The sequence below is a fragment of the Nocardia albiluteola genome (genome assembly GCF_018860155.1).
GTDB lineage: Bacteria > Actinomycetota > Actinomycetes > Mycobacteriales > Mycobacteriaceae > Nocardia > Nocardia albiluteola.
Window position 1 is genome coordinate 1 of sequence record NZ_JAHKNI010000021.1, and the last position, 22756, is coordinate 22756.

At 70.2% G+C, this 22756-nt stretch carries 8 protein-coding genes; 5 read left to right on the forward strand and 3 right to left on the reverse strand.

Annotated elements, in window-relative coordinates:
- The 4 genes from KO481_RS38220 to KO481_RS38235 form a co-directional block, all read left to right on the forward strand.
- The coding region (locus tag KO481_RS38220) for a condensation domain-containing protein (RefSeq protein WP_215923439.1) at window positions 1-2717 on the forward strand (2717 nt) is incomplete at its 5' end.
- A 229-nt stretch (window positions 2718-2946) separates the two neighbouring features.
- A complete protein-coding gene (locus tag KO481_RS38225; RefSeq protein ID WP_215923440.1) occupies window positions 2947-15207 on the forward strand; it encodes a condensation domain-containing protein in 12261 nt (4086 codons plus the stop codon).
- Between the two features lie 304 nt (window positions 15208-15511).
- Window positions 15512-16510, forward strand: a complete 999-nt coding sequence (locus KO481_RS38230) for an alpha/beta hydrolase (RefSeq protein WP_215923441.1) — start codon at window positions 15512-15514, stop codon at window positions 16508-16510.
- Between the two features lie 105 nt (window positions 16511-16615).
- The gene (locus KO481_RS38235) at window positions 16616-17866 is read left to right on the forward strand and encodes an Nramp family divalent metal transporter (protein WP_215923442.1); all 1251 of its coding nucleotides are present in this window, start codon (window positions 16616-16618) and stop codon (window positions 17864-17866) included.
- Window positions 17867-18053: 187 nt separating this feature from the next.
- On the opposite strand, the gene KO481_RS38240 is transcribed toward KO481_RS38235, so the two are convergent.
- The 3 genes from KO481_RS38240 to KO481_RS38250 are packed head-to-tail and all read right to left on the reverse strand — an operon-like array spanning window position 18054 to window position 20732.
- Window positions 18054-18902 (reverse strand): ABC transporter permease, encoded by an 849-nt coding sequence (locus KO481_RS38240; RefSeq protein ID WP_215923443.1) that lies wholly within the window; start codon window positions 18900-18902, stop codon window positions 18054-18056.
- Entirely contained in the window at window positions 18899-19711 is an 813-nt protein-coding gene (locus tag KO481_RS38245; RefSeq protein WP_372452181.1) for an ABC transporter permease, read from the reverse strand. Before KO481_RS38245 ends, KO481_RS38240 begins: the two co-directional genes overlap by 4 nt.
- A gap of 37 nt (window positions 19712-19748) precedes the next feature.
- Window positions 19749-20732 (reverse strand): ATP-binding cassette domain-containing protein, encoded by a 984-nt coding sequence (locus tag KO481_RS38250; RefSeq protein WP_215923444.1) that lies wholly within the window; start codon window positions 20730-20732, stop codon window positions 19749-19751.
- A gap of 440 nt (window positions 20733-21172) precedes the next feature.
- On the opposite strand from KO481_RS38250, the gene KO481_RS38255 reads away from it, so the two are divergent.
- Window positions 21173-22693, forward strand: a complete 1521-nt coding sequence (locus tag KO481_RS38255) for an aldehyde dehydrogenase family protein (protein ID WP_215923445.1) — start codon at window positions 21173-21175, stop codon at window positions 22691-22693.
- Window positions 22694-22756: the final 63 nt, after the last annotated feature.

A 22756-nucleotide genomic window follows, 5' to 3' on the forward strand; every position in this document is an offset into this window, starting at 1 on the left:
TTCGGTTGACCGGTGAGCTGGATGTGGAGGCGTTGCGGGCGGCGGTGGGCGATGTGCTGGAGCGGCACGAGTCGTTGCGGACGCGGTATCCCGCGGATGGTCTGGGCGGGTTGCCCTATCAGCAGATTCTCTCGGCCGCCGAGGCCCTGCCCGCGGGGCTGACGGTCGAATCCGGCGGCGATCCGATCGCGCGGATCGGTGCGCTGATGTCGACCGGATTCGATGTCAGCCAGGAGGTTCCGGTGCGGGCCCTGCTGCTGGAACAGGACCGCGACTACCTGCTGGCGATGGTGGTGCACCACATCAGCGCCGACGGTGCCTCGCTCGCGCCGCTCGCGCGGGACCTGGTGACGGCCTACGTCGCGCGCGCGCAGGGCGGCCAACCCGGGTGGGCGCCACTGGAAATCCAGTACGCGGACTACGCGGTGTGGCAGCGCGAGGTGATCGGCGACGACGGCGACGAGAATTCGGTCGCGGCACGGCAATTGGACTACTGGCGGGATCGGCTCGCGGTGTCACCGGCCCGGCTCGCAACCGACCGGCCCCGCCCGGTCGTGCCCTCGCTGCGCGGTGCATACATCGGGTTCACCGTGGATGCATCGGTCCACGAGCGTCTGACCCGTATTGCGGGCGAACACAATTCGTCGCTGTTCATGGTCGTGCACGCGGCGCTGGCCGCCGTGCTCGCCGGGCAGGCGGAGTCCTCCGACATCGTCATCGGGACGCCGATCGCGGGGCGTGGGGAACGCGCCCTCGACGACCTGGTGGGCATGTTCGTCAATACGCTCGCGCTGCGGACCACGGTCGAGGCGTCGGACACTTTCGCCGCGCTGGTCGACAAGGCCCGCGAGAGCGACCTTTCCGCCTTCGCGAACTCCGATATTCCGTTCGAGCGGGTTGCGGAGGCGGTGGCGACGGGGGCGGACCCCTTCGCCGCCCAGCGCCTGCTGCAGGTCGTGCTGTCGTTCCAGAACAACGAGCGGCCCACCCTCGAGCTGCCCGGCCTGACCATCGCCGCGGTGGACACCGACGCCGTCGCGGCGAAGTTCGATCTGCAGGTGAACGTCGAGCCGCACTACGACCCCGACGGTGCGCCCGCCGAGCTGGTCGCGGTATTCACCTATGCCACGGATCTTTTCGACGAGTCGACGGTCCGGCGGTTGGGTGAACGGTTCGAGCGGATACTGACGGCGGTTGCTGTCGATCCCGAGCTGGTTGTCGGGGCGATCGAGCTGCCGACATCCAATGGCGAGGTTGGCGCTGCACTCGACGGCGCTGCGCATGAAATTGTCGCGCGGGACGATGTTGCGCTGGATGGTGGCGCACAGGGCGTTGCTGCGCTCGATGGCGGTGGACAGGGCGTTGCCGCGCGAGATGGCGCTGTGCAGGGTGTCGGCTCGGACGATGGCGCTGAGCAGGGCGTTGCCGCGTATGTCGCTGCAGCACAGGGTGCTGCGGCAGCCGACGGCACTGAGCAAGGCGCCGGCGCACACGACGGCATTGCGCAGGGTCCTGACGCGAACGATCGCGCTCCGCAGGGAGCTGGCCCGGACGCTGACGCAGTGCCGGGTGCTGGCGGCGATGACGGTGCCGCACAAGGTGCTGCCGCGCACGATGGCGCTGAGCAGAGCGTTGCGGCGCCGGGTGTTGCCGCGTACGACGGTGCCGCACAAAGTGTTGGCGCACCCGACGGCACCCAGCAGGGCGTTGCGGCGCCGGGTGTTGCCACAGATGACGGTGCAGCACAGAGCAGTGCCGCGCACGATGCCGCTGCATCGGGCGCTTCGGCCCACGGCGCGCTCACTCATGAGCGAGTCGCCGAAAGCGCCCCCGCCGCAACCGAATCGGCGGCGGCAACTGTCTCCGCGACCAAGTCCACCGGTACCGCGCTGGCGCAGGTCCTCGCGGGGATCGTGGAGGAGGATCCCGAGAGTCCCGCACTGGTGTCCGGCGGAGACGAGGTGTCGTATCGCGAGCTGGATGCCCGGTCCTCGCGGCTGGCGCGGGTACTGATCGGGCGGGGCTGCGGGCCCGGCGTGGGGGTGGCGGTGCGGCTGGACCGCGGGATCGATGCCACCGTCGCCACCTGGGCGGTGCTCAAGGCAGGTGCCGCGGTGATCCCGGTGGGAGCGGATATGGTGCTGCCCACCGCATCCGGGGCGGACACCGTGCCCGGGATCGAGGTCGGGCTCGCGGCGCTCGCGCCGGTGCCGGCGGAACACCTGGACGGCATCGACTGGGTGGTGCTCAGAGATCCGGCCGTCATGTCCGAGATCGCCGCCGAGTCGGCCCGGCCGGTGACCTACGCCAATCGGATCGGCGCCCTGCGCGGCACGGATCCGGCCTTCGTCGCCGAGCACCGGGTCCTCGGATACGACGAGCTGGCCGCGGCCGTGGACGGATTGCGGTCGGGTACAGAGCTGACCTTCGAATCGCGGACGTTCCATCAGGGTCCGCCCGGAGCGCTCGCGGCGCTGCTGGAGATCCTGGCGGCCGGTGCGGCGGGCGCCTCGATGGTGCTGCCCGCCGAGGGCACCGCGGCGGCGCTGGCCGAGGAATGGGTGACCCACCTGTTCACCGATCACGACGGGCTGGCGCGGCTGGATCCGGAACCGCTGGAGGATCTGCAGGCACTGGTTCTGGATAGGGGTCCGGAACCGGTCTCTGGTTTTGGTGCGGCCGAAACGTTTATGGTGCTGGACGAGTTGGTGGGCTGAAATCAGGCCCACCGGGTGACCATCCGGTCTTTGTACCGGACAATGGTCTGATTCCGCGGGCGGTTACCCTCCGGCCGCGGGATCTCCGCACGGCGGTGGCATCCGCGACCGCCGTGCTCGATTGATCGTGGGTGGCGCTCTAACCAGCGCATGAGCAACAAACAGGCAGGGTGAGCAACGTGCTTCGGGTGGTTGGACGGCGCAACGTGACTCGGCGAGTGATTATCCGATGACGCGTTCGTCCCGCACTCGCCCGTCACGCGGTCGCCGGGCGCGCGTCACCACCCTGCCGCAGCTGCTGTCGACTGCGGTCGAGGCCGATCCCGACGCGATCGCCGTCGTCCTCGCCGACGCCGAGACCACGCTCGCCGAGCTGACCTACGCCGAGCTCGACGAGCGGTCGACCCGGGTGGCGCGCCTGCTGATCGGGCGCGGCATCGGGCCGGAGGATCTGGTGGCGGTGGTCGTGCCGCGGTCGCTGGAGGCCGTGATCGCGGTCTGGGCGGTGGCCAAGTGCGGCGCGGGATTCGTCCCCGTGGATCCGGACGCCCCGGCGCAGCGCATCGCGCGGATCGTCGCCGACTCGGGTGCGGTGCTGGGCCTGACCGTCGCGGCCGCCCGCCCCGGGTTGCCCGCGGCGGCGAACTGGCTGGCCATCGATACCGCCGAATTCGCGATGGAGCTGGAGGAATTCGCCGCCGACCCGGTCACTTACGCCGACCGGCTGCGCCCCTTGCGGGCCGAACATCCCGCCTACGCCGTCTACACCGCCGAGGATGCCGTGCCCGGCATCGTGGTCACGCAGGCCGGGCTGTCGGGACTGTGTGACGAGCAGCGGATCCGCTATCACGTCGACGGGGATGCCCGGACGCTGGCGTTCGCGGCGCCCGCGGATCACGCATTCGTGCTGGAGCTGCTACTGGCCATCGGGGGAACGGCCGCGATGGTGGTGGCCGCGCCGACGGTGCACGAGGGTGCCGAGCTGGCCGCGCTGCTGCTGCGCGAGGACGTGACGCACGCGTACCTCGCGCATGGTGTGCTCGAATCGGTGGATCCGGCGGGACTGGACGAGCTGCGGGTGGTGATCTGCGGCGGACTGCCGGCGCCGGAGCTGGCGCAGCGCTGGGCCGGACCGGTCAGCCCGGGGCCGTTCGGCGCGGCCGACCGGCAGGTTCTGCACGGATACGGTGCGGCCGAGACCACTGTCATGACCCATGTCGGCCCGCTCGGCGAGCCGTCGGTCGGCACCCCGGTGCGCGGCATCGCCGAATACGTTCTGGACGAGCGGCTTTCGCCCGTGGCAGAGGGCGACGTGGGCGAGTTGTACATCGCCGGTGCACAACTGGCCCGCGGCTACCGACGACGTCCGGTGCGCACGGCGCTGCGTTTCGTGGCGAATCCCTTCGCGGCGCCCGGGGGACTGCCCGGGGAGAACGATATGCGGCTGTTCCGAACCGGCGATCTGGTCCGGCGAACGGCCGAGGGGACGCTTGAATACGTAGGTCCCGCAGGTGTCGTCGATGAGGCGCGCGACGACGCAGCGAAGGCAGAGGCCCCGGACGACGGCCCGAGTTGGCTGGTCGGAAGGCACGATACGGTCGATGAGATCGGCGTGCGTGCGGTGGATGCGGCCAAGGCCGAGTTGGGGGACACCGCGGGGGTAGCGGTCGCCGCTATGAGCGAGGCGCCGCGTGCAGACGAGGCGGGCGCGCATACCGATGCAGGTGGCCGTTCGGTGACATCCGAGCGTGCGGGGGCCGGGGCGGCGCCGGACGTGCGCGAGGTGAGTGCCGAGAGCGGCGCTGGGCTGGACGCGCTCGAGGGCGCTGACGCTGCGCACCGAATCCCGTTGGGGCCTATGACGCGTCCGTCTACAACTGTGGAGTTCGAGGACACAGTCCTTCCCTCGGTGCCGCTATCGCTTGCGCAGCAGTCGATGTGGGAGATCAACCGGGGCGATCCGGAGTCGCTGGCCCACAATGTGTGCTTCGCCGTGCGGATCGGCGGGCACGTGCGGGTGGAGGCGTTGCAGGTCGCGGTCGTCGACGTCATCGAGCGGCACCAGATGTTGCGGACCGTGTATCCGGCGGTGGGCGACACCGGATCTCAGGCCGTGCTGCCGCTGGATCAGGTGCTGGCGGATCTGACGCCCGCGGAGCTCACCGAGTCCGAGATCGAGGGCTGGCTGGCCGACTACGCGCGGATCGCCTTCGATGTGACGGTCGAGGTTCCGGTGCAGATCGGGATCGCGGCGGTTGCGCCCGACGACCATGTGGTAGCGGTCGTCGCCCATCGCATCGCCGCCGACGAGGCCAGCATCACGCCGTTCCTGCGCGATCTGGCCGTCGCGCTGCTCGCCCGGCGCAACCGGGCCACGCCGCGCTGGGCGCCGCTGCCCCTGCAGTACGCCGACTTCGCGCTCTGGCAGCGCACGGTCCTCGGAGACGAAACGGATCCCGAGTCGGCCGCCGCGCGCGAGATCGAATACTGGCGAACGACTATGGCGGGAGTCGCGGAGCTGCGGCTGCCGGTCGACCGGCAGCGGCCGCAGATACCGCGGTCCGGGCGGGGTGCGGAGTATTCGTTCACCGTGGCGGCCGGGGTCCATGCCGGGCTCGAGGAACTCGTTACCGGCACGGGCGCAACGCTTTTCACCGCCGTCCATGCGGGATTCGCGGCATTGCTGGCGCGGCTGTCCGGGAATGGCGACATCGTCGTCGGGTCGAGGGTTGCGGGCCGCGGCATTCGCGAACTCGACGGGACCATAGGACTTTTCGAGAACACGGTGGCGCTGCGCACCCGGGTCGATGCGGCCGCCTCGTTCGCCGATCTGCTCGCCGGGGTGCGGCGCAGCGATCTCGAGGCGTTCGCGCACGCGGAATTGCCCTTCGCGCGCGTGGCGCGGGCGCTGCCGGTGGGCGAGGTCGCGCCGTGGCCGCGCGCGGCGCTGGTGGTGCGCGCGGCGGATCAGCCGCAGCTGGCGCTGCCGGGCCTGTCCGCGACGGGCGTGGAAGTCGCGGGCACGGACAGGCCGTGCGAGCTGCGGCTGGCCGTGGTCCCCCGCCGCGACGGCGATGCGCCGGGCGGGCTGTCGGCGACGTTCACCTACGATACCGAGCTGTTCGACGAGATCACCATCGCCGGATTCGCCGAGCGCCTGGTGCACCTGCTGACGGCCGGCGTCGCCGATCCGCGACGGCCGATCGGCGACATCGATCTGCTGCAGCCCGACGAGCGGGTTCGAATCCTCACCGCCTGGAACAACACTCGGTATTCGGTCGAGCCGGGACTGCTGCTCGATGGTTATCGGCAGGCGGTGCAGCAGGTTCCGGATGCGGTCGCGATCTCCTGCGGCGATGCGAAGCTGACCTACGCGCAGTTCGATAGTCGGGTCAATCAGCTGGCGCGCCTGCTCATCTCGCGCGGAGTCGGTCCGGAAACCGCGGTGGCACTGGCGATCCGCCCGTCCACGGAGCTGCTGGTCGGGATGTACGCGATCCTGACCGCCGGCGGTGCGTTCGTGCCGGTGGATCCGGACGATCCGATCGAGCGAATCGCGCACATCCTGGACGTGGCGCGGCCGGCGTGCGTGGTCACCACCGTCGCGGATACTGTTCCCGCGCCGGTCGATACGCAGGTCCTGCGGCTGGACACGATGGATCTGGGCAGATTCGATCCGAGTCCGGTGCGACCCGACGAGCTGACCGGCTCGCTGTTGCCCGGCCATCCGGCCTACTTCATGTTCGCCGGGGACGGCCACGGCGCGGTGGTCTCGCATGCGGCGATCGATCACCAGCTCGAATGGATGCTGGCGGCCTATCCGCTGGACAGCACGGACGTATACCTGCACCGGTCCGCCGCGACCCGCGCCCGCTCGCCGTGGGGATACTTCCTGCCCCTGCGGGTGGGCGCAACGCTGCGCCTGGCACCGCCGGAGGGGCGCCTCGATCCGCTGTACCTTGCGGAAACGATTGCCGCGCAGGGAGTTACGGTAACCGATTTCGCTCCCTCGGAACTGGCACTGTTCGCCGGGCGCACCGCGCCGGGTATCTGCCCGACGCTACGGGAGATATTCGTGATCGGCGAGGCGCTGACCGGACAGACCGTGGCTGCGCTGCAGCGGATCTGCGATGCCCGGGTGCATCATCTGTACGGGCCCGCAGGGGTCGCGGTGTCGGTGATGTACTGGCCCGCCGATGGTGCGGATCGCTCGAATGTGCCGATCGGCCTGCCGCAGTGGAACACCCAGGTCTACGTGCTGGACGACCGGTTGCGCCCGGTTCCCGTCGGCGTGCCCGGCGAGCTGTTTCTCGGCGGCGCGCAACTGGCCCGCGGATTTGCCGGACGGCCCCCCGCGACCGCGGATCGCTTCGTGGCCAACCCCTTTGCGGACGGCGATGCCGCGGGCTCCCGCCTGTATCGCACCGGTGATCTCGTGGTGTGGCGGGAGGGTGCCGGTGAGCTGCCCGCGCGCCTGGACTACCTGGGCCGCACCGATCCCACCGCCGAGGAATCGACCGAAGGTTCGGTTTCGGCCGCGTCGTTGGTGGATGCGCTGCGGCCGCACACGGATCGGCCTATCGACGCCGAGGACGAATCCGCGCCGGAGCAGTCCCCGCAGCATCGAATCGATCCGGTGTCGCCGGGGATCGGCGATCCGCTGCCGCACTCCGAGCGGCGGGCGGAGCCGGGGTATCGGGCGGATGCCGAGAGGTCCTCTGAAGGGACCGAGATCCCGGATCCGGCAACGATTTCGGAGTCGGAAGCCGGCACGAGCGATCAGCTACCCGAGCGGATGACGGGGCTCGAATCGGCCTCGCCGCACGAATCGACACCGGCGTGGTTGCAAGGGCACGAGCGCCCGCGGGAATGGGCGCTGGATCGCGAGTCACGAAATACCGCAACGGATTCGATGTCGTGGTCGGCCGGCTCGGAGTTGGCGGAACGGGCACTGGAGTCCGCTGTGGAATCCGAGGCGCAGGCGGATGCTGCGTCGCCGGGGGAGTCGCGATTGCGTGAGTCCTTCGAGGAGTCACCGGCGTCCGCGGAGGCTGTCGCGCCGGAGCGGACACCGGATTCGCCCGAGGATTCCCGGACCGAGGCGGATGCGCTCCCTTACCGGGAGCCGCTCGAGTCCCTCGTAGAGCTGCGGGCTGACGGGGAGGGGACGCCCTCCTGGGCGAAGCGGCCCGACTATCCCGTAGCCGAGTCGGAGTTCGGTGCCGAGGCCGTGCCGCCGTGGGCGATGCGGTCGCACGGGTCCGTCGAGGAGTCCGAGTCCGGTTGGGACGCCGGGCCATCGTGGCAGGCTCGGTCGGGCGAGTCAGCCGTGCCGTCGTGGGACAGGTCGTCGTACGGGCCCCTGGAGGATCTGGACTCGCCGGCGGACGCTGCGCCGCAGCAGGAGTCGGCGTCGTCCGGGCCCACTGAGGAACCGTCGATGCCATCGCGGCGGGAGTCGGTGACGTCGTCCGAGCCTCTTGCGGAGCCGCAGGCGCGGTCGGAGGCCGGTTCGGCGTGGCGGGCGCGGACGCTCGGGTCCGGCGTGAAGTCCGAGGCGTCGCGGGCGAAGACCGCGTGGCGGGCGGATCCGGCACGGGAGTCGAACGTCCGGGGGCGCGAGCTGCTCTCGCCGGCGCAGGAACGGATGTGGACGCTCAATCGGGCTGATCAGGTTGTCGGAGCGCGTGTTCCGGCCGCTTACCATCTGCCGTTCGTGCTGCGGCTGACCGGCAGCCTGGACGTCGAGTCGCTGAGTGCGGCCCTGGACGATGTGATCAACCGGCACGATGTGCTGCGCACCGTGTACCCGGCCGTCTGGGAGGGCGGGGCGGGCGTCTCGCGTCCGGGGCGCACGGTGATGGCCGCTCAAGCGCGGCCCGAGAACCCGGCGGCACAACGGATTACGGCGAACGAGGTGTTGGCCGCGGTCTGGGAGCTGGCCGCCGCGCCGTTCGATGTGACCACCGAGGCACCGCTGCGGGTCCGGTTGTTCGAGATATCCGATCTGGCGCCGGGCTCCCGCCGCGAATACGTGCTGGCCGTGGTGGTCCACCACATTGCGGCCGACACCACGTCGCTGGAGCCGCTGATCTCCGACCTGATGGCCGCGTATGCCGCGCGAACCGCCGGTCATGCACCGCGGTGGGAGCCGCTGCCCGCGCAGTACGCGGATTACCTCCTGCGGCACGAGGAGTTGCTCGGTGCGGAGTGGGATCACGAATCCGTTGCCGCCCAGCAGATCTCCTACTGGCGTCGGCAGCTCTCCGGCTTGCCCGCGGAACTTCCGCTGCCCGTGGACCGCATGCGTCCGGACGTGGCCACGCTGGCCGGCGCGCGGACCGGTCTGTACATCGAGGCCGCCGTCCACGCCGCCCTGCTGACCCTCGCGGACCGTTCCGGCGCAACGTTGTTCACCGTCGTCCATGCCGCCCTGGCGACCCTGCTGGGACGCCTGACCGGGAGTGACGACATTCCGCTCGGTACCCCGGTCTCCGGTCGCGGCGAGGGCGAATTCGATGACCTGATAGGGACGTTCGTCAATACGGTCGTGCTGCGGGCGCGCCTGAACGCGGCGGAACCGTTCACCGACCTGCTGATCCGTCAGCGGGAGATGGAGGCGGAGGCCTTCGCGCACTCCGACATTCCCTTCGCCAGGCTGGTGCGGGCGCTCGACGCCGAGAGATCCACCGCGCACCACCCGCTGTTCCAAGTCGGCGTGTCGGTGCGCAGCCGCCCCCGCCTGGCGGTGGAGCTGCCCGGGCTGACCGTCGATGACGTCGACACCGACCTCGAGGTCTCCCACTTCGACCTGAACCTGGCCCTGACCGAGACGCACGACCCCAACGGCATTCCGACCGGCATCGACGGCGAACTCACCTACGCCACCGATCTTTTCGCCGGCAGCACCGCCGAGGCCATCGCCATCGATCTGGTCGAGCTGCTGACCGCGATCGCCGATAACCCGGCGATCTCGGTGGGCGGCAACGATATCGACGCCCAGTACGAGGAAGCGCAGTACGCCGAACACGATTCGAACTCCGATGCCCCGTGGTGGTCGGTGGAGTCGGGGCAGGAGTCCCGCGAGTGGAGCGATGCGCCGGTGGACTCGTGGGAGGACGGCCACGCGTCCGGTGAATCGGTCGCGGCGGCATTCGAGGCCGGACACTCGGATCGCGCCGAGTACGAGGTGGATTCGGGCGAGTCCTCCGAACCCTCCGAGCCCGAAACGGCGTGGCGCTCTGCCGATGCGAGCCCGGACGGTCCCACGCTCGCCTCGCTCCTGGACCATGTCGCCTCGGCCGAACCCGATGCGGTCGCGATCGTCGCCGAGCTGCCGCAGGACGAGGGCGGCACGGCGGAATTCACGCTCGGTGACCTCGACGCGCGGGCCAATCGCCTGGCGCGGTACCTGATTTCGCTCGGTGTCGGGCCCGACTCGCTGGTTGTGCTGGCCCTTCCCCGGTCCGTGGATCTGGGTGTGGCCGTGTACGCGGTGGCGAAGGCCGGTGGCGCGGCCGTGCCGATCGATCCGGACGGGTCCGTGGAACGCGGCCACGAGATTCTTGCCGCCGCCGAACCGGTCTGCGTGCTGACCGACTCGGATCACCCCTTCGCGGAGCTGGATCGCGCCGGGTCGGGCGCCGATGCGCCGACCCGGCTGCTGGTCCCCATCGGCCGCCGGCCCGTGCACACGTCGCAGGGACAGCCGACTGTTATCCGGGTCGACGAGCTGAATCTCGAGGGTGTGCCGACCCATCGGCTCACCGACGACGACCGGATCGCTCCGTTGCACGCGCAGCATCCGGCCTGGGTGGTCTTCCCGTCGGGTACCGAGCGGGTCGTCGTCTCGCATGCGGGGGCCCTGGGCCAATTGCATGGCGATACTGCCGAATTCGGGCTCGACGGCGCGCAGGCGGCGTTGCTGCGGTCCGCCTCGGCCTTCGATGTCTCGGTGTGGGACTTCTGGACCGCGGTGGCGGGCGAGCAGATGGAGCTCGCCGCGGAGGCCGCCCGGCCCCGGACCCTGCCCGACCTCATGGCCGCCGCGGTGGCGGCCAATGCGAACAGTCCGGCCGTGGTGGCCCGTGGGCGCAGCTTCAGCTACGCCCAGCTCGATGTCGCGTCCTCGAAGCTCGCGCGGCGCTTGATCGAGCTCGGCGCCGGTCCGCAAGTGCCGGTGGCCGTGGCGATTCCGCGCTCGCTCGAGGCATTGGTGACGGTGTGGTCGGTCGCCAAGACCGGCGCGGCGGTCGTGCCCGTCGAACCGTTCCTGCCGCACGAGCGCATCGGCGATCTGGTCGCCGATTCCGGTGCGGCCCTCGGTGTCACCGTGCGCGGAGTATCCGCCGGACTGCCGCGGATCGGGCACGAATGGGTCGTGCTCGACGACCCGAATTTCGCGGCGCAGGTCGATTCGCGCTCCGGCGCGCCGATTACCGACGCCGAACGCGTCACCGCCCTGCATCCGGACGACGGTGCCTACGTGCTCTACGGTGCCGGCGATGCCGACCACCAGCAGGGCGCGGTGGTTGCGCACGGCGACCTGGCCCGGCTGTCCGGGCAGGCCGAACACTATCGGCTGCACCATGATTCGCGGATCCTGGCACTGGCCGCGCCGTCCTCGGACGAGGCGGTGCTGGAGCTGCTGCTGGCACTCGGCGCGGCCGCCACGCTGGTCGTCGTGCCCGCGGCCGTCGACGGCGGCCCGGAGTTGGCACGCCTGATCGGCGCCGAGCGGGTGACCCACGCGTTCCTGCCCGGTTCGGTCATGCGCTCGATGGACCCGTCGGCCCTTGCCGGCCTCGAGGTCATCGTCACCGACACGACCGAGACCGACGACGCCCACGATGCCGAGGAGCCCGCGGAATCCGCCGCGCCGGTCGAGCCCTCGTACCCCGTCGAGGCCGCCGCCGCTGTGGTGCCCGAACCGGTGCCGGCCCGCGCGCAGACCCCGGCCGAGCGCATCATCGCCGAGGCCCGGGAGCAGGCGAGCGCCGCCGGATTGGATATCGCCGCCGCCCCCTCGGCCGTCTGGCAGCTCACCCAATCCGAGGACCTCCGCGACCACGTCTCCCTCCCGGTTACAGGCGATCGTGAGGCGTACGAGTCCAAGTCCGCCGACGGCGTATCCGCCCCGCCGGAATCCGACGGCAATGCTTCCTCCTCCACCGGGCTCGCCGGCGGTGCGTCGCGGACAGATCCGGCCGAGTTCGCGGATTCACCGACCCGCGAATCGATCCGGACGAATTCGGTCGGCGATGTCCTGTCGTCCGGGGTGGGCGATCGTGGTGTACCCCAGGTAGATCCGGCTGAGCCGGCGCAATCGCACTCCGGCACCGGTGGCGAGATCTCATCGCCGGCAGATCCCATCGAGGCCGCCGAGCTCGTCAGCGGCACGGGGGATTCCGACGACGCCACGGTCCGTCCGACCCCGCCCCGGGCAGGCGAGGAACCGGATAAGGCCGGGCGACTTCCGCACAACGGCAGCGAGCACTCGGATCGCGCCGATGCACGACCCGCGGGCGTACTTCCGTTGTCGCCGCGCGCGATTCGAGTACTGGACATAGACCCGTCCGGCCGCGAGATCCGCGCCCTTTCCCTGGACGTCCCCGAGGACTGCCCCGCCGAGGGCGTCCTGACGGCGGCGCAGGGCCTGCTGGATCGGCATCCGCTGCTGTCCGCGCGCCTCGCGGTCGCCACCGGGTCCGGCCCGAATGCGTTGCGCACCTGGGCGCCCGCCTTCGCGCGGGGTACCCGGGACGCGCGCCTGGTGCTGGACGATGCCGCGCCACGGGCATCGGTGCGGCAGTTCGTCCGTGCGGAGGGCGTCGCGGGTGTGGCCCTGCGCGCGCTGACGGCGGAGCTGGATCCCGCGCACGGTCGCAACATTCGCTTCGGGCTCATCGCCGATCCGGAAACCGATGTGGCGCAGGGGAGCGTGGCGACGGTGGTGATCGTCGCCAACGGCCTGGTGGTGGACGACTCCTCGTGGCGGATCATCATCGACGAGCTGTGTGCCGCCTGGTCCGGCCGCGGCGCGCCCTTCGGTACCCCGAGCACACCCGACGGTGTCGCCCGCGGGCTGGCCGAGCGCGCGACCGACGCGTCGGCAACGGGTGAGATGTTCTGGTGGCGGCGCACGCTCGCCGGGCTGCCCGCCGAGACACCGCTGGACGGGGCGGATCTGATCACCCGCGGCCGGGTCTCGCTGACCCTGACCACAGAGGGCGCCGCCGCGGTGGACGCGGTCGCCGCGGCCTACCACGCGGAGGTCCAGGACGTGCTGCTGGCGGCGCTGGCGCTGGTGCCGCGCTCCCGCGGCACCGATGCCCTCGGCGCGGTGGTGCAGCTGCCCGCCGACGGGCGATCGATAGGTGGACCCGAATCCGTCAGGGTCGTCGGCGGATTCACCGCCGCGTACCCGCTGCCGCTGAACGTGGACGACATCGATATCGATGACGCCCTGGCCGGTGGCCCCGCTGCGGGCACGATCATCTCCCGGGTGAAGGAGCAGCGCCGCGCGGTGCCCGCGGGCGGCATCGGATACGGACCGCTGCGCTATCTCAATCCGGCCACCGCCGACGAGCTCGCCGCACTGCCGAACGGCCGCACGGCATTCCGGTACCGCGATCTACGGCCGGCCCGTGCCTACCCCGATACGCCGCCGGCCGATCTGTTCCTCGACATCACCGTCGACGCCACCGAGGACGGGCTGCGGGCCCGCTTCGACTACGCCTCGGCGGTTTTGGAGGCCGATGAGGTGAAGGAGCTGGCCGGGCACTGGGTCCGGGCACTCGGCGGCCTCGCCGAGCACGGGACCCGCCCGGACGCGGGCGGTTTCACGCCGTCGGACTTCCCGCTCGTGCCGCTGGCTCAGTCCGATATCGATCGACTGCTGCTGGCCCAGCCCGAGCTCGCGGATCTCTGGCCGATCACCCCGCCGCAGACCGATTTGATCGCACCACCGTCGGATTCGCCCACCCCGCAGGATGATTCGTCATCGGACGGTCATTCCGCGGCGGTCCTGCAGCTGCCGCAGCGGCGCGCGGGTCAGCGTGAGTCCGACTCGGAGACGCCCCTCCCGCAGCTGCCGCAGCGCCGGGGAGGCACTCGAACCCCGCCGTCGGATTCGGTGAAGCCCCGTGCCGAGCTGCCCAGGCGGCGGCCGGAGTCGTCAGTGGCACAGGAGGATTCGGCCAGCGATCTCCGCACGCGGATCGGCGAATCGTCCGCCACCCAGTTTGCGGTCGACCTGAACGGTCCGCTCGACGACCGCCGGATGCGATTGGCGGCCCAGGCCGTGCTGGACCGGCACGACGGCCTGCGTGTGGTGTTCGCCACGGCCGAGGGCGATCCGGTTCAGCTGGTGCTGGAATCGGTCGACGTAGCCTGGCGCACGCTCGATTTCACCGACATGGGCGAGGTCGGCGCCCGGACCGAGGTGGTCCGGTACGAGGCCGCGGATCGGCTGGCGCCCTTCGATCCCGAGCGCGCGCCACTGCTGCGCTTCGCCCTGCTCCGGTCCGCGCGCGAGGTCCATCGGATGCTCGTTACCGCTCACCCGCTCCTGCTCGACGACCGGTCCCTGCGCCTGGTCATGCGGGATCTGCTGACGGCCTATGCGCGCGGTCCACGCTCGCGCCAGCTCCCGGCGGTGTATCCGTACCGCGCGTATCCGGCCTGGCTGGCGATGCGCGACCTGCATGCCGCGCGCACGGCCTGGTACGCGGCGCTGTCCGGCTACGACGAGCCGGTGATGCTCGCGCGCTCGGCTCCGGAGCGCGAGATCTCCTCGGCGACCGCGCGTGTCGATCTCGATCTGGGTGCCGGCGATATCGCCCGACTGTCCGAATTGGCCGCGCGCCCGGGCATCTCGGTGCGCACGGTGGTGCAGGCGGCGTGGGGCCTGCTGATCGGCCGCACCGCCGATCGCGACGACGTGGTGTTCGGCCTGGCCGTGCCCGGACGGCCCGCGGCGGTCCCGGATTCGGACGCCATGGTGGGCCGCTTCGGCGGTGTCGTCCCGGCGCGGGTGTGCCCGGAGGCCGGTGAGACTGTCACGGAGTTGCTGCGGCGGTTGGGATCCGAGCAGGACCAGCTGCTCGGGCAGCGCTGCCCGGCGCTGCGCGAGATTCGCGAATCGCTGGGCATGGAACAGCTTTTCGATTCCGTGGTGGTATTCGCGGACGCGGCCGATCGGGTGGAGCTGACCGGGATACTCGACGGCATCGCCGTCGCGGAGGTGGACGGCGAGGCGGATGCGATATCCGCGTTCGGCTATCCGATCACCGTCGCCGTGGCGTTGAACGGAGCGGTGCACATCTCGCTGCGGTACCGGTGCGGCGCGATCAGTGAGCCGGTGGCGAATTATCTGGCATACGGACTTTCGGCACTGATCCGGCAGATCGCCGAGGCGCCGCAGGCCCGCGTGGCGGACCTCGATACGCGGATTGATGCCATGCCCGCCGATGCCCCCGCGGCCCGGTGAGCCGGATCCGCACCCCTCTACATGGGCATTCCGGGGTGAAACTGATTCGGACGCCGGGGATCCGGCATGATGAGGCGCCAAGAGGACAAGTGATTGCCCTTGGTGCGCCGGGCGCAAAGCCCGTATGGTCGCAGGCGAACACTCGACCGGCCCGCGGGGGCGCCGGGGTGTCCGGCCCTGCCCCGGACTGCTGAACCGATACAAACCGATAGTGAAGGTGTGAATTGTGATTCGTCGACACTTCCGGCGCGGTGTCAGAACCGCTGCCGTCCTAGCGGCCGCCACGGGGCTTCTCGCAGGTGTCGTGGCGGGAGTCGGCGCGACGACGGCCGCGGCGGCCGATCCGATCATCACGGGCAAGGCCCTGCTGGCGGATCCGACCGCGCCCGACGGTTCGAAAATCACCAAGGCCACCTACACCGACAACCGCAACATCCGCCTCTACGTGCACTCCGCCGCGATGGACGAGACCTATCCGGTGGATGTGCAGCGCCCGGCCGACGCCTCGGTCCCGCGCCCGACGCTGTACCTGCTCAACGGCGCCGGCGGCGGTGAGGACGACGCGAGCTGGGTCAAGAAGACCGACATCGTCGACGGCTTCCTGGCGCCCAAGAACGTCAACGTGGTCCAGCCCATCGGCGGCAAGTGGAGTTACTACACCGACTGGATCAAGGACGATCCGAACCTGGGCCGCAACAAGTGGAAGACCTTCTTCACCGAGGAGCTGCCCCCGCTGATCAACGCCGCGCTGGGCACCAACGGTGTCAACGCGATCGCGGGGCTGTCCACCTCCGGCACCAGCGTGCTGAACCTGGCGATCGCCAAGCCGGGCCTGTACAAGTCCGTGGCCGCATACTCCGGCTGCGCGCAGACCGCCGACCCGGTCGGGCGTGAGTTCGTGAAGCTCACCGTCAACACCTGGGGCGGCGGCAATGTCGTGAACATGTACGGTCCGGACGGTGCCCCGGCGTGGGCCGCGAACGACCCGTATGTGCACGCCGACAAGCTGCGCGGCATGAACCTGTACATCTCCTCCGGCAACGGGCTGCCCGGCCAGTACGACACCATGAACAACAAGTACGCGCTGCCCGGCGCCTACGGCCTGGCCAATCAGCTGCTGATCGGTGGCGTCATCGAGGCCGGGGTCAACTACTGCACCCACAACATGCAGCAGAAGCTGGCGTCGCTGGGCATCCCGGCGACCTTCAACTTCCGTAACTCGGGCACCCACTCGTGGGGCTACTGGAACGACGACTTCCTGAGTTCGTGGCCCGTGCTGTCCCGGGGGCTGGGCATCAAGTAGGTTCCGCCCACCCATCTCCACCACCCCGGCCGCGTGACGCAGTCGGGGTGGTCACTTTTTTAGGCAGCTCTACCGAAAAAGTTCGGTTCCCCATAAAATCTTGTCATGGGTACCGCGCTCGCCTCTCCGTCCACCGTGTTCAACCGGGCGAAGTCGGCGTCGCTGCTGCTCGGCCCGGCCTTCGTGGCGTCGATCGCCTACGTCGACCCCGGCAACATCGCCTCCAATGTCAGCGCGGGCGCGCAGTACGGCTACCTGCTGGTGTGGGTGGTGGTGCTCGCCAACGCGATGGCCGCGCTGGTGCAGTACCTCTCGGCGAAGGCGGGCCTGGTCACCGGCCGCTCGCTGCCGGAGCTGGTGCGCGATACGTCCGGGCGCCGGATGCGGCTGGCCTATTGGGCGCAGGCCGAATTGGCCGCGATGGCCACCGATCTGGCCGAGGTGATAGGCGGCGCGATCGCCCTGCAGCTGCTGTTCCACCTGCCGCTGGTGCTGGGCGGGGTCATCACCGGTGCGGTATCGATCGTGCTGCTGGGCGTGCAGAACCGGCGGGGGCAGCGGACCTTCGAGCGGGTGATCATCGGCCTGCTGGCGATCATCTCGATTGGATTCGTGGCCAGCCTGGTGATCTCGCCGCCGCCGCTGGGCGCCACCGCGGGCGGGCTGCTGCCGCGCTTCGAGGGCACCCAGAGCGTGCTGCTGGCCGCCGCTATCGTCGGCGCGACCGTGATGCCGCACGTGATCTACCTGCACTCGGGAATGTCCGTGGAGCGGCACGGCCACCCCGAGCCCGGACCGGTGCGCGCGCGGCTCCTGCGGGTGAACCGCTGGGACGTCGGCATCGCGATGGTGATCGCCGGCGCGGTGAACCTGGCGATGCTGCTGATGGCCGCGCACACCTTCGGCGGTCGCACCGACATCAACACGATTCAGGACGCGTACCACGCGGTACACAGCTCGCTCGGGGTCACCGCCGCGCTGCTGCTGGCGATCGCCCTGCTGGCCTCGGGCCTGGCCTCGACCTCGGTCGGTGCCTACGCGGGCGCGATGATCATGGAGGGGCTGCTGCGCCGGCGGATTCCGCTGTTGCTGCGCCGCGTCGTCACGCTGATCCCCGCGCTGGCGATTCTGGCCGTCGGTGTCGATCCGACCCGGGCTCTGATCGTCTCGCAGGTGGTGCTGTCGTTCGGAATTCCGTTCGCGCTGATCCCGCTGGTGCGCTTCACCGGGGACCGCGCGCTGATGGGGGCCGACGTCAACCGTCGTGTCACCACCGCGATCGCGTGGGCGATCGCCGCGGTGATCACCGCACTGAACCTGCTGCTCATCTACCTGACGCTGACCGGCCGGAGCTGAATTGGTGACGCGGCCCGGGGCGCTTGGCGGTCGCCGCGTGCGCACTGCCCACGAGGACAGGGACCCACCGACGAGCGCTACGAGTACCCGGTAGCGGCCGAGATGTCCGGCGGGGCTGAACGTCCATCGCCGGATCCCGCGCCGGTGTGCCCGCCGTCAGGCTGCGGGCACACCGGCGTTCGGGTTTCTACCCGCTGCTCTCCGCAGCACGCCGGTACCCACGAATCGCCGGGACGGCGAAGATCACGATCGCCCCGAAGGTCCACGCGAGGGTCTTCAGCAGCGGCGCGGTGATCGGCCCGTCCCAGCACAGCCCGCGCATGGCGTCGATCGCGGTGCTCATCGGCTGATTCGCCACGGTCGACTGAAGCCAGGTCGGATACGCCATGACGGGTACGAATCCGGAGTTGAAGAACATCAGCAGGGTGCTGAAGATGCCGACGGTGTTCACCAGCAGCACCCCCTCGGAGATGGTGGCCAGCGCGGTCACCAGTACCGCGAAGGCGACGCCGAACAGGACCGGCAGCGCGATCATTCCCAGCGCGGCGAGCGGTCCGTTCCAGAACCGGAATCCGATGCAGATGCCGACCACGATCACGAAGAGCGTGGTGATCAGCACCCGGATCGCCTCGGCCAGCAGCCGTCCCGTGAGTCCGGCCGCGCGGTGGATCGGCATCGTCCAGAACCGGCCCAGCAGCCCGGTGAACTGCTCCTTCTTGAAGCCCAGCCCGCTGACCACCGCCCCCGACATCGCCGCCACCACCGTGATCATCGGAACCGTGCCGTACACGCTGGGCATGCCCGTCGCGTTGCTGATCGAATCGCCCAGCACGACGCGCAGCATCAGCAGCGTCAGCGCCGGATAGATCAGGGTCTGAATGGTGGTCGCCGGGTCGCGGGCCCACACCTGGAGCAGCCGCTTGCACTGAATCAGGCTGTGCCGCACCAGCGTCGAGGCGGCCCGCTCGGACCGCGGCTCGACGATCGGCAACGGCGCCGATCCCAGCGTCGCCTCGGTCTCCATCACCGTACTCATTCGCGCCTCACACTCGCCCAGACCGCCAGCGGCACGAAGCAGACCGCGAGCGCGGCCAGCCACACCAGCGGCACCCACAGCACATGCCAGCTCACCCCGCCCGCCGCCATGTCGCGCATCGCGAAGGAGAACTGCGAGATCGGCTGGTTGCGCACGAACGGCCGGATCCAGTGCGGGAAGCCCGTTTCCGGGACGAATCCGCACGACAGCATCCCGAAGATCAGCGTTGGCAGCGTCAGCGCCTGGCTCAGCGATTCCGGGCTCTTGGTCAGGCAGCCCAGCGCGTCGGCGCCGATCGCCAGCACCGTACCCACCGCCAGCGAGGACAGGCAGAACAGCACCGACTGCCCGACGCTCGCGTGCAACCGGAATCCGATGATGAATCCGAAGATCAGCGCGGCGATCAGCGAGGTCACCGAGCGCACCAGGCCCGCGGACAGCCGCGCGGCCAGCGGCACCAGCCGCCCGACCGGCATGGTCTGCAGCCGGGTGTTCAGCCCGCTCGCGGTCTCGAACGCGGCGATCTGCGCATTGGACATCATCGTGAACGACATGGTCTGCAGCACGATGATCGGCATGACGAACTGCCCGTAGTCGATGCCCTGGATCTTCATCACCCACCGCAGCGGCAGGTAGAACCCCAGTGTGAACACCAGCGGCGCGACCACCGCGACGACCAGTTCTCCCTTGGTGGCCATGGTCCGGATGATCCGGCCGGTCAGCGCGCGCCACTGCGCGAGGGCGGACAGGCGCGCGCCGGGCAGATCGGCGAACAGTCGCACCGCGGGTGCGGTGAGTTGATCGGTCACTGCCGCGGCCCCGCCTCGCCGCGCTCGGATGAAGCGTTCACTCGTGCCCGCCCGAATGTCCGGTGATGGACAGGAAGACGTCGTCGAGCGAGGGCCGTCGCAGCCCGATGTCGATGAGCTCGACCTCGGCGCCGTCGAGTCGGCGCAGCGCCTCCGACAGGGTCGCGGCGCCGTCCGGGGCCGGGATCGAGATGCGCTCGGGCGCCTCGGACAGCTCCCCGCGCAACCCCTCGGGCACCAACTCGCCCAGCGCCGTCACCGCGGCGGGCACCTTGGCCGGATCCAGCGGCACGATCTCGCAGTAGCTGCCGCCGGTCTTCTCCTTGAGCTCGTCGGCGGTGCCCTCGGCGATGACCGTGCCCCGGTCGATGACGATGATGTTGTCGCTGAGCACGTCGGCCTCTTCGAGGTACTGCGTGGTCAACAGGACCGTGATGCCCTGGAGCTTGAGCGCGTTCACCAGATCCCAGACGCCCTGGCGGCTGCGCGGATCCAGTCCGGTGGTGGGCTCGTCGAGGAAGACCACCTCCGGCCGCACCACCAGTCCGCAGGCGATGTCGACGCGGCGCCGCATGCCGCCGGAGTAGCCGCGCACCGCGCGCTTGCCCGCGCCGACGAGGTCGAACTCCTCGAGCAGGGTGTCCGCGCGCCGGCGGGCGGCCTTCTTGCCTAGGCCCATGAGCCGGCCGAACAATTCCAGGTTCTCGCGGCCGGACAAATTCTCGTCCAGGGCCGCGTACTGCCCGGTCATCATGATCGACCGGCGCACGCCCGCCGGGTCGGCGATGACGTCATGCCCGGCCACCGTGGCGCTGCCGGAGTCCGGGCGCAGCAGGGTGGACAGGATCTTGACCATGGTGGTCTTGCCCGCGCCGTTCGGGCCGAGAATGCCCAGCACCGATCCGCGCGCGGCGGCGAAACTGATGCCGCGCAGCGCGTGGACCTCGCCGAAGGATTTGCGGACATCGGTCACCATGACCGCGGTTTCTGGCGGTGACTCTGCTTCGTCCAAGCTCGGCATCAACTCTCCACTAGGGCCGGGGCGGCGGGCTCGCCGATGGGTGCGTCCCGGTTGGTGATCCCTTCCACAGGGGGCGATGTTACTGGTTGGGGTGCGGATGGGTGCATGGCCGCGCGGGGGCGCCCGGGTGTGAAACAGCTTGAAGTCGTATCGCCCCGGGTGAACGCGGCGGGCGGCATTCGGCCGAGGATCGAAAGAGTGTGGTGTTACTCACATTTTGAGAAACTGGTCGGTCCGGGGTGGGATCGGCGCAGGCTATGCACAGACCGCGCGGTTTGTGAGGTGTTATCGGTTCTTGTCCGACGGGCCGGGACGCCCCTAACCTGGCGATAGGGGGCGCGAGAGTCCGCACGGATCTGCGGCTCCCTCGTCCGGCCCCTTGATGGGCGAGCGGGAGGGGCTCGCTGCCGAAGGTACAGGCAAGCGAGAGGGTGAGGGCGATGGCAGACTCGACCCGCAGAGTGAACGACGAGCGCGCGCCGGCGCGCCCCTCCAGGGTGCTCACCTCCTACGATCCGCGCACCGGGGAATTCGTCGGCGACTACGCCATGATGGGCCCGATCGAGCTGGCGCGCACCGTGCGATCCGCGCGTTCGGCCGAGAAGTGGTGGGGATCAATCGGATTCGCCGGCCGCAGGCGCTGGCTGCTGGACTGGAAGCGCGCCATCTCCCGCCGCGCGAGCGAGCTGGTCGACCTGGTGTGCACCGAGACGGGCAAGCCGGAGATCGACGCGGCTATCGAGGTCATGCTCGCGGTGGAGAATCTCGACTGGGCCGCCCGCAACGCCGAACAGGCCCTGGGGCGCCGGCGCCTGGGCGCCACCTGGCTCACCCGCAGCCAGCGCGCCTCGGTCGGCTACCTGCCGCTCGGGGTGGTCGGTGTGCTCGGGCCGTGGAGCAATCCGGTCTTCACCCCGATGGGCTCGATCGCCTACGCGATGGCGGCGGGAAATGCCGTGGTGTTCAAGCCCAGCGAGCTCACTCCCGGTGTCGGGGTGTGGCTGGCCGAGAGCTGGGCCCGGCTCGCACCGAATCAGCCTGTGCTGCAGGTGGTTACCGGCGACACCGCGACCGGCTCCGCGCTGTGCCGCTCCCGGGTCGACAAGATCGCCTTCGCCGGCTCGGAAGCCGGTGCGCGCGAGGTGATCTCGCTGTGCGCACGGAACATGACCCCGGTTGTCGTCGAGCGCGACGGCAAGGGCGCGATGGTGGTGCAGGTCGACGCGAAACTGGACGACGCCGCCGACGCGGCGGTGTTCGGGGCGATGTCCAATGCCGGGCAGAGTCCCGCGGGCATCCAGCGCGTCTACGTGGCGGAATCGGTCTACGAACCGTTCCTGAACAAGGTCGCCGCCCGGGCCGCCAAGCTGCGTCCCGGCGGGGATCGCCGCGCCTCCTACGGGCCGATGATCTCCGAATCGCAGATCGAGGTGGTGCGACGGCAGGTCAAGGACGCGATCGCGCGCGGCGGCCGCGCGGTGGTCGGCGGCCTGGAATCCATCCGCGAGCCCTATGTCGAGCCCATCGTGCTGGCCGGGGTCCCCGAGGACAGCACGGCGATCACCGGCGAGGCGGCCGGGCCCGTGCTCATCGTGAATTCGGTGGCCACCATGGACGAGGCCACAGAACGTATCAACGCCGCCGAGCACGGCCTGGCGGTAGCGGTGTTCACCCGCGACGTCCGCATGGTCCCCGAATTCGCCGAGCGCATCAAAACCGGTGTGGTGACGGTCAATTCGTCGATGGCCTATGCGGGGATCCCGGCGATGCCGTTCGGCGGCGTCGGCGAATACGGGCAGGGCCACACCCACGGCGAGGCGGGCCTGCGCGAGTTCAGCCGGACGCTGGCCATCGCTCAGAAGCGTTACAGCGCACCGGTCGATCTGTCCACCTTCGACCGGCATCCGCGGCACCTGCGGCTCGCGCGGGCGTTGTTCCGCCTCCGTCACGGACGCGGGTAGTAACGCGTCGTCTCGGCCGCGTCTCCGGTCGTCCCGTCGCGCGTTGGGCCCGAACAGCAGTGA

Bases quoted from the DNA above. Each gene is read 5' to 3' on its own strand.
- KO481_RS38240 (WP_215923443.1), bottom strand. From the start codon at position 18,902: ATGAGTACGGTGATGGAGACCGAGGCGACGCTGGGATCGGCGCCGTTG.
- KO481_RS38225 (WP_215923440.1), top strand. From the start codon at position 2,947: ATGACGCGTTCGTCCCGCACTCGCCCGTCACGCGGTCGCCGGGCGCGC.
- KO481_RS38255 (WP_215923445.1), top strand. From the start codon at position 21,173: ATGGCAGACTCGACCCGCAGAGTGAACGACGAGCGCGCGCCGGCGCGC.
- KO481_RS38235 (WP_215923442.1), top strand. From the start codon at position 16,616: ATGGGTACCGCGCTCGCCTCTCCGTCCACCGTGTTCAACCGGGCGAAG.
- KO481_RS38250 (WP_215923444.1), bottom strand. From the start codon at position 20,732: ATGCCGAGCTTGGACGAAGCAGAGTCACCGCCAGAAACCGCGGTCATG.